The 6,939-nt window shown below is 45.0% G+C and carries 9 protein-coding genes and 1 pseudogene; 9 read left to right on the forward strand and 1 reads right to left on the reverse strand.

Going from position 1 to position 6,939, the window contains the following annotated elements:
• The 5 genes and pseudogenes from F6J99_RS39265 to F6J99_RS39285 all read left to right on the forward strand — a co-directional run.
• A pseudogene (locus F6J99_RS39265) lies at window positions 1–183 on the forward strand (IS4 family transposase); the annotation flags it as partial.
• 52 nt (window positions 184–235) lie between these two features.
• Window positions 236–415: a DUF433 domain-containing protein gene (locus F6J99_RS39270; protein WP_293121525.1), complete on the forward strand. Its 180-nt coding sequence runs from the start codon at window positions 236–238 to the stop codon at window positions 413–415.
• Window positions 416–609: 194 nt separating this feature from the next.
• A complete protein-coding gene (locus tag F6J99_RS39275) occupies window positions 610–915 on the forward strand; it encodes a hypothetical protein (protein ID WP_293121509.1) in 306 nt (101 codons plus the stop codon).
• Between the two features lie 74 nt (window positions 916–989).
• Window positions 990–1,421, forward strand: a complete 432-nt coding sequence (locus F6J99_RS39280) for a hypothetical protein (protein ID WP_293121511.1) — start codon at window positions 990–992, stop codon at window positions 1,419–1,421.
• A gap of 230 nt (window positions 1,422–1,651) precedes the next feature.
• On the forward strand, window positions 1,652–1,939 hold the full coding sequence (locus F6J99_RS39285) for a hypothetical protein (protein ID WP_293121513.1): 288 nt from the start codon (window positions 1,652–1,654) through the stop codon (window positions 1,937–1,939).
• Between the two features lie 35 nt (window positions 1,940–1,974).
• On the opposite strand, the gene F6J99_RS39290 is transcribed toward F6J99_RS39285, so the two are convergent.
• Window positions 1,975–2,277: a hypothetical protein gene (locus F6J99_RS39290; protein WP_293121515.1), complete on the reverse strand. Its 303-nt coding sequence runs from the start codon at window positions 2,275–2,277 to the stop codon at window positions 1,975–1,977.
• 355 nt (window positions 2,278–2,632) lie between these two features.
• On the opposite strand from F6J99_RS39290, the gene F6J99_RS39295 reads away from it, so the two are divergent.
• The 4 genes from F6J99_RS39295 to F6J99_RS39310 all read left to right on the forward strand — a co-directional run.
• Window positions 2,633–2,815 carry a hypothetical protein gene (locus tag F6J99_RS39295; RefSeq protein WP_293121517.1) on the forward strand — a complete coding sequence of 61 codons (183 nt, stop codon included), beginning with the start codon at window positions 2,633–2,635 and terminating at the stop codon, window positions 2,813–2,815.
• A gap of 852 nt (window positions 2,816–3,667) precedes the next feature.
• Entirely contained in the window at window positions 3,668–5,374 is a 1,707-nt protein-coding gene (locus F6J99_RS39300; protein WP_293121519.1) for an arylsulfatase, read from the forward strand.
• A 226-nt stretch (window positions 5,375–5,600) separates the two neighbouring features.
• Window positions 5,601–5,762: a hypothetical protein gene (locus F6J99_RS39305; RefSeq protein ID WP_293121521.1), complete on the forward strand. Its 162-nt coding sequence runs from the start codon at window positions 5,601–5,603 to the stop codon at window positions 5,760–5,762.
• A gap of 197 nt (window positions 5,763–5,959) precedes the next feature.
• Window positions 5,960–6,939 (forward strand): cation diffusion facilitator family transporter (locus F6J99_RS39310; protein WP_293121523.1); only part of this gene is annotated, 980 nt, incomplete at its 3' end.

A 6,939-nucleotide genomic window follows, 5' to 3' on the forward strand; every position in this document is an offset into this window, starting at 1 on the left:
ACCCAATCAAGTGGACAACGTCAACATAGCGCTTTTTATGTTGGCCTACATCAGCACTCGTGGGTTTTCTTAAGGGGATTATGCCAAAAAATAGTGGACGAACTTTTGGCAATTAACCGTCGTTGGCTCAACTATTACAAGAAGGGTGAGCGGGCTATAGAGTTGGCACTGTGTACGTTATAAGCTTTATGTCCCCCTGTCAGCTATCCAACAAATAAGTACAGAGTATATTGCCATAGATCCTGACTATTGCTTTGGTAAACCCCGCATTGCTGGGACAAGAATGCCGGTTGCTGCCATTGCCGAGATGTATTTGGATATCAAAGAATCTTTAGAAGAAATTGCTCAGAAGTATGATCTGTCCTTAGCCCAGGTTCATGGGGCAATGGCATACTATTATGAGCATCGGGAATAAATTGATCGTCATACCATTGAAGCGGATAGACTTGTTGAAGAAATCAAGCGAAATAGTCCTCCTTCAAAGTTTCAGGAAAAATGGAGAGAGATAAGAGGTGAAGGATAAAATTCGATTGGTGAAATGATCAAAGGCTTAGTTTTGATTTATGAGATTTATAGGCCAGAGGAAATGGTTGGGCGTGTTGAGTATCTGTGAGCAGACGCTTTTTAGAACAGGTGTGTATTTTATCTGAACCAGTCATGAGTTTTAATGCAGCAAATTCTTATGGTCAAGATTTGAAGGAATCTACCGCAGGACGTTCCAAGATTATTTCCTGTCGTTTTACGGATGTGGAACAGGTGACTGAGTTTTTGACTTATAGCCAAATGGAAATAATGCAGCTTTCTTGTGGTTCGTTCCAGAGTGAGTTTTTGGCTACCCAGATTGGTGATTTATATTTCACACGTATTAGCGCCAATCAATCGGTTCAAGCAATAGGTCCGAAACAGCAGGGATAGGTTTTGAGCTGGTTTGGGCGGCCAAAGGAGGCAATTTTTATGCCCACGGTCAGCCCGTTTGTACCCAAACTGATTTGGATGGTTTTGATCGGCAACGGAAAACGGGCTTCGTGAGTCCTCAAGTGGGAATGATGGTAGAGATATTCATCCCGGTGGGAATCTTTGAAGCTTGTGCAAATGACTTGCAGCGCTATGATTTGGACGATCGCTTCCTGGCCAAAAATCATGTGAGTATATTGCCCGATCGGATCGGGCAGATTAAGGACTATCTGCGGGAACTATTTTGGTTGGCGCAACATAAACCTGACTGGTTCGATAAGCCCCATGTTCAACAGCTGGTTGCAAATGATCTGGTTCCGTTGGTGATTCAAGCCATTCCCATTCAAGGCAGTTCCACCCCCACCCTCAAACCCTCTCGGCGCAGAAAGTTGATAGCCCAAGCCGAGCTTGAAATGGTGGCCCACTTGGAAAAACCCCTGACCCTGAAGGAGCAAAGCACAAGTTAGACCAGAATATTGAAAAGCGATTCTACCTGGTTTTGAGACGATAAATGACGACGCTTAACAAAACTAATCATAGATAAAACTAATTATTATCTCGTGAAAGACTATTTTATTCTTATGGTTCGTAAAGTTGGAATTTTTGATTATTCAGGGAAACCGTTTATGTTTAACCTTAAATAAGACAGCAGGTCAAAGTTGCACAGTCAACGTTGCACAGTCAACGTTGCACAACTATGAACTATGCACTATCACAGCAAGCTAAAACCGATGAGGGGGGTATAGCTAATGTACAAATGCTCTGCATCAGTGACATGCTCCCGGTGCAGAAAACTTGTAATACTAAAGTTGAAACTACCATGCAGACGGGAAACTATCCTTTACCTTCGTCGGTTCGAGACGTTGAATCATCTCCATCTAAGTTGGTGGATAGGGATGAAAGCCTGGCCTATGGCCACCCTAGGCGAACAAACCCTTGGAAAACAATAACTTTAGCATCATTGATGTCACTGAAGACGAGATGACCTTGTCGTTTTATACGTGGCGTTCCCCACAGGTGCTAGAAGACATTACCACTATGGAACCTACTGTTGTCTACACAGTGCCGAGACCAAGCTAATATTCTATATTGTGGGAAATCTGCCTCCGACAAAAGGCAAAAAAAAGGCGTTGCGTCAGTCTTCAAATGAATAGAAGTAGAGTGGGCATCCTGCCCGCGCGAAAATAAGCATGAAACTGGCAAGATGCCAGTTCCACCAAGATGCCAGTTCCACCAAGATGCCAGTTCCACCAAGATGCCAGTTCCACCCAAGATGCCCATTTCACCAAGATGCCCATTCCACCAAGATGCCCATTTCACCAAGATGCCCATTCCACAGCAAGAGGAGTAAAGTACTGCCCAGCTAAATCGGATTTGGTATTACTATTGTTACCAGACTCGGCCTAGGAAAATTACCCTATAGGCTTCACTTCCTGATGCTAAGTTCGGAACATTAAAGCCCTTTCAAGGCAACCCTTTGGAACTATCCTCTCCCTAGTTATTGCCGGGAGTTGATTTACTGTTTTGATCAGATTTTATCAATAAATGTTAACTGTATTTAGAACAGGATACTGGAGGTTGCGATCCCAGTCTCTGTTTTGTTTCCGTTTTGCTACTGTTTTCCTGATGATAAAAGGCTTATATCAAGTTCAGATAATCAGTTATCAAAAAATATAACTTGCTTCTAGTAGGTAATCTCCCTCCTCATTCCCAGATCCGTTGTTCCCTGTTGCCGATTCCCGATTCCCGATTCCCGATTCCCGATTCCCGATTCCCTACTATTTATAACTCTTCAACCGAATATGATATTAGTTTTGATTCAGGAGATTTATACACCAGAGGAAATGATTGGGCGTGTTGAGTATCTGTGAGCGGACGCTTTTTACTCAGTGCGGGATGATTTGAATAATAGGGATATCAAACCTTGATTGGGTCGATAAGAAGCGATCGCAAAAAAGCGATCGCTTTTTTGTAAGCATATGCGTGGCACAGGCTTCTAGCCTGTGACCTCGCCTAGCTTGGCCCTAGGCCAATCACTGATACCTGAATGCTTACTTGAAAAGTATAATCCTACCAGAACAATTACCGAATATACCAAATTCTTAATAAATTTTATCCTTTTTACTGGCTAACATATTAGCTTAGCAAACTTCGACCCAACTCCACGATTTTTTAACATTAATTAACGATGTTTTCTAGGCCACGGATTATAGTCGTTTAAGTACCGAATAGGGTAAATTCTTAATAAATTTTATAGTTAGTTATGCTTAAAACACTATTCTATCATACTTAGATTAAATCCCTTGATTTTTTAACCTTGATTAAGGTTTATTTTTATTAAGTTAATGATTATTATTCTAGTACAAAGTTAATGATTATTATTCTAATAGAATAATAATCATTAACTTCAGATAGGTAAGAATAATAATCATGTTAATGCATTAGTTTTTCTTATATAGCGTACAATTATTAATAAAAAATATATAGATAATCGTGGAAGCCTCATTTCATCAAAGCTCTGGTTCAGCTAAGTCCTTACCAACTCTATATTTCAGCTGATTTAGACAGATACAATCTGGTCATTGCTCAAGGTATTTTCAATTCCCTTTCCATAAAAAAAAAGTTTTGTGATGCAAAAAGTGTGAGATACTTACAAGCGGGTGCAGAAAAATTGCAACACAAAAATTTAAACTTCGATATAACGGGAGTTCTAATGAAATCTCAGAGAGCTAATCGCTCCAAGGGCAGTCAGGACACTGCCCAAATTGGGAAGCGATTATTCAATGGGGTGATGGCGATCCTACTAACGATCACCTTCACTCTAGTTGGTTTCCTCCCAGTGACTAACCAGGGCATAGCACTTGCCAACACAGAAGGCACGCCCAACATCCTGGTGATCATGGGAGATGACATTGGTTGGACTAATGTCAGTGCTTATGAAAAGGGCATCGTGGGTTACGACACGCCCAACATCGACCGCATTGCCAACGAAGGGATGCTGTTCACGGACTACTACGCGGAGCAAAGCTGTACCGCCGGTCGGGCAGCCTTTATCACTGGGCAAAGTGGTTTGCGGACTGGCTTGCTGAAAGTCGGTTTTCCCGGAGCACCCTTTGGCATCCAGGATGAAGACCCCACCTTGGCAGAAATGCTGAAGCCCTTGGGTTACACATCCGGACAGTTTGGCAAAAACCACCTGGGGGATCTCAACAAGTTTCTGCCCACAGTCCATGGCTTTGACGAATTCTTTGGCAACCTCTATCACTTAAATGCTGAAGAAGAGCCGGAGAATGTGGACTATCCGGGCGGGCCAGATGGCTGGTTTGCTCAAAATGTTGGTCCTCGGGGGGTTCTCGATTGCAAGGCAACAGATGAACCCAGCACAGAGCCAGACGCAGGCCGGTTTGGTCCCTGGGGTAACCAGGAGTGTGAGGATACAGGCTCGCTCAACATCGAGCGCATGAAAACTATCGATCGCGATTTCCTGAAGCGGACGAAAAAGTTTATCAAGAAAGCAGTAAAAAAGGATAAGCCCTTTTTTGCCTGGTTTAACTCCACCCGGATGCATTACTATACCCACATCAATGATGATGTAGAGGGCATCAGCGGTCAGGGTTTTTACGGTGATGGCATGGTAGAGCATGACGGTCATGTAGGACAGTTGCTCGATTTGCTGGATAAGCTGGACATTGCCGAGAATACGATTGTCATTTATACAACGGACAACGGCCCCCATTACAACCAATGGCCCGATGGCGGTCTGACCCCGTTCCGAGGCGAGAAGAACACCAACTGGGAAGGCGGCTATCGTGTTCCAGCACTGGTACGCTGGCCTGCTCATATTCCCGCTGGAACAGTGTCCCATGAGATTTTCTCTCACTTGGATTGGGTGCCAACCCTGATGGCAGCTGCTGGCATGGATGACCTCAAAGAAACCCTAAAGCAACCCTGTCCGTACGATCAATCCAGCAAGCTCTGCGGTACCCATCTGGATGGATATAATCAGTTGCCCTATTTGACCGATCCCGATAGCCAAAAAGGAGCACGTCCTGGCTTTATCTACTTCAATGATGAAGGTCAGCTGCCAGGGGTTCGTGTTGGGGATTGGAAAGTAGTCTTTTCGGAACAACGGGCTCACTATTTTGATGTCTGGCGGGAGCCGTTTGTGCAACTACGGATTCCAAAACTGTTTAACTTGCGTCGGGACCCCTACGAGCGGGCAGACACAGACTCCAATAACTACAATGACTGGTGGTCTCGCCGGAATTACTTGCTGCTGCCAGCAATAGGGCTTGTGCAGCAGTTCCTGAATACCTTTGACGAGTATCCTCCCAGTCAACCTCCCTTTGGTTTAAATCCTAACGAAATCATTGACAACATTGTTGATCAGATTGGCTTGACAGAGGTTGGTGCTGACTAGGAAGTAAAAGCCATATAGCGCTACGCGAAAGGCAAGAGGCAAAAGGCAACAGTTTTTGCTGCTTGTATCGTAAGCATATGCCTACGCGCACGCGTGCGCGTTCAGCCGTCAGCCGTCAGTGTTCAGCCTATGGGCTGATAGCTGACAGCTGAATAGTTACCTTGTATCTCTGCCAGTAATAACTACGTTCCTTTTAGCGATCGCATTCCCAGGATTGATAAAGGATGTGCCTGAATCTCGTGGTTGGACAGTTATCAGTATGAAAGAGGATTTTGTAACAGTGTATGGAGAAAAAATCGATCAAGCCCAGATAGCATCTGAATTAGATAAATTAGATGTCAGTAATCAAGAATTCTGGAAAAGAATAATTCACAAAATTACTCGATAAGTGACTGTTGAATTAAACAGCTAGGGATTATAGATAGGTGCTCATTGTTTGCTATTGCTTCGGCATCCTATCGCACATCTTTCCTGGGTTCTTTCTGGGAATGGAACCCAAACCTTCCAAATCACAATTTACCTTTTGGTGCTAAAACCCCCTTATCATCCATATCCTCAGATGGATGTCCTGTCTGGAAAATTACTATGACACAACTTCCTACGTCTATACCCACCGATGATATTCCTCAACTCCCTAGACCAGAGCTAGAACATCACCACCATCACCATCACCATCACCACCATGGTGATCATAGCCATAGCCATGGGGTGATCGACCCCGAAATTGCTAGCTCTGCTCGGGGAATCTGGGCTGTCAAATGGTCACTGGTGGGCTTGGTGATCACTGCCATCTTGCAGGCAGTGGTGTTCTGGCTTTCTGGCAGTGTGGCTCTCCTGGCCGATCTAATTCACAACGTGGGGGATGCTATGACTGCTGTGCCCTTGGGGGTGGCCTTTCTAGTATCGCAACGCAAGCCAACCGCAAGATTTTCCTATGGCTTTGCTCGATTGGAAGACTTGGCCGGGGTGATGATTGTGGTGATTGTGCTGTTGAGTGCCGTGATTACCGCCTATGAGTCTGTGGAGCGATTTTACCATCCTCAGCCCCTCCATCATTTGGGTGCCCTGGCCATTGCCGCCATCGTGGGCTTCATTGGCAACGAACTTGTGGCTGTTTTCCGGATTCGGGTTGGCCGGGAAATCAACAGTGCTGCCCTGATTGCTGATGGGTATCACGCCATGGCAGATGGTATAGTCAGTCTGGCCGTGTTGGTCAGCGCTGTGGGAGTTGCCCTGGGCTATTCCTGGGCTGATCCGGTGATTGGTTTAGTGATCACAGCAGTGTTACTAAAAATTGTCTGGGAGTCGGGGCAGACTATTTTTAGTCGCTTGCTCGATGGCGTGGAACCAGAAGTGCTAGAATCCCTCAACCATGCTATCAATCATGTGCCTGAACTAGAAGCTGACGCGATCGCAAACCTTCGACCCCGCTGGCTGGGGCATAGACTCCATGTAGAGATGGACATCATGCTACCACCGACTCTATCTCTTCAACAGACCCAAGGAATTACCAATACCGTTGAGGAGCAACTGAAAGCACACCTGCCCTATCTAGGCTTGATAGA

The organism is Moorena sp. SIO4G3 (genome assembly GCF_010692305.1).
Classification (GTDB): Bacteria; Cyanobacteriota; Cyanobacteriia; order Cyanobacteriales; family Coleofasciculaceae; genus Moorena; species Moorena producens_A.